Raw genomic sequence first — 1,599 nt, 5'->3', positions numbered from 1 at the left:
CCGTTTCACTCTCATCAAAGATCTCCAAGCTGCTCACCAAGCCGGAGACGAGAAGGCTGGAGGAGCTAATCTCTCAAATAGAGGACAATCCGACAACGGAAAAGCTCAAGAAGGCTTTAAAGGGCGGCGTCGCCTTCCACCACGCGGGTTTGAGCAGGGTCGAGAGGACGCTGATAGAGGATGCCTTCCGAGAGGGCCTCATCAAGGTGATAACAGCGACGCCGACGCTGTGCATGCATCCTGACACACACGTGGTAACGAAAAACGGCGTGAAAAAGGTCTCGGAGCTGAGAGAGGGGAACGAAGTCCTCACCCACACGGGAGAATTCAAGAGAGTGATACAACCCTTAAAGAGAGAGCACCGTGGAAAGCTCCTCGTTATAAAGGCCCACGGGACGATTCCGGTCAGGATAACCCCCGAGCACATGGTGTGGGTCATCAGGCAGATAAGACACAAGTCCCACTACTCGGACGGCAGGCAGGTTATATGGTGGGAGTTCAAAGGGCCTGAATGGATGACAGCTCAGGAGCTTAAGGAAAGACTTGAGTCTGAGACCGACCCAAAGGTCTCCTACATGCTGCTCCAGCCGATTCCAAAACACTCTATCGAGGCCACTAAAATCCCGCTGAGGAAAGAGGTTTACGTTGTCAACCAGCACGGAAAAACGAATAAGCTTCATCCCTCAGTCCGCAGAACCCCTGAGTTTCTCCCCATTAACTTTGAAACCGCCCGTTTAATTGGCCTCTGGACTGCGGAAGGTTCCACGAGCAAAACGGGGGCGATAATATTTAACATAGGCTCTCACGAGGAGGAGATAACAAAGTTTCTGGTTGATATAATTCCCAGATACTTCCCAAGGGCCAACGTGGTGGTTAGAGATCACGAGAGGAACCGTCGGACGGTGAGGTTCTGCAACAAGCGTTTCGCTGAGTGGCTCCGGGAGAAAGTTGGACACCAAGCCCACAAAAAAACAATCCCCGAGGAACTGCTCTTCAACGAGAACCGTGAGGTCAAGCTGGGCCTCCTCAGGGGATTGATAGAGGGGGACGGATACATAAGGAAGGATGCTAAGTCTCGGGCGAACTACATCAGCTACACGACTACATCTCCTTCGCTGGCGTACCAGATTCAGCTCCTCCTGGCTTCTCTGGGCTACGTTTCGTCCATCGATGTTGCTATCAGAAAGAGCGGCATTGGAAAGACTAGAAAACCCCTCTACACCGTGAAAGTAAGCGGAAAGAGCTATTACAAACTTCTGGAGGAGCTTGGATTTGATAGTCCGCCGATGGGAAACCGCACCTACAACCTCAACAAAATCTGGAATGGTTATCTGCTCCTCAAGGTCCGTTCAATTGAGGAAGAGGACTATGAGGGAGATGTCTATAACCTTGAAGTCGAGGGAGACGAGAGCTACAGCGTGGGCTTCATAGTTCACAACTCCGCCGGGATAAACCTCCCCGCCTTCCGCGTTATAATTCGCGACACGAAGCGCTACTCCAACTTCGGCTGGACAGACATTCCCGTCCTCGAAATCCAGCAGATGATGGGTCGCGCCGGAAGGCCGAAGTACGATAAGATTGGCGAGGCCATAATCGTAG

Annotated in this window: 1 protein-coding gene; it reads left to right on the top strand. The window is 52.1% G+C overall.

Translation table 11 applies throughout. The annotated features are described in order from the left end of the window. Positions 1-20: 20 nt before the first annotated feature. Positions 21-1,599 (top strand): LAGLIDADG family homing endonuclease (locus MV985_RS08445; protein WP_366085373.1); only part of this gene is annotated, 1,579 nt, incomplete at its 3' end.

Origin of the sequence: Thermococcus sp., from assembly GCF_027012695.1 — an archaeon.
In the GTDB taxonomy this organism is placed as follows: Archaea; Methanobacteriota_B; Thermococci; order Thermococcales; family Thermococcaceae; genus Thermococcus.
The sequence above is the reverse complement of the archived record's forward strand: the minus strand, read 5'-3'. Positions and strand labels throughout refer to the sequence as shown.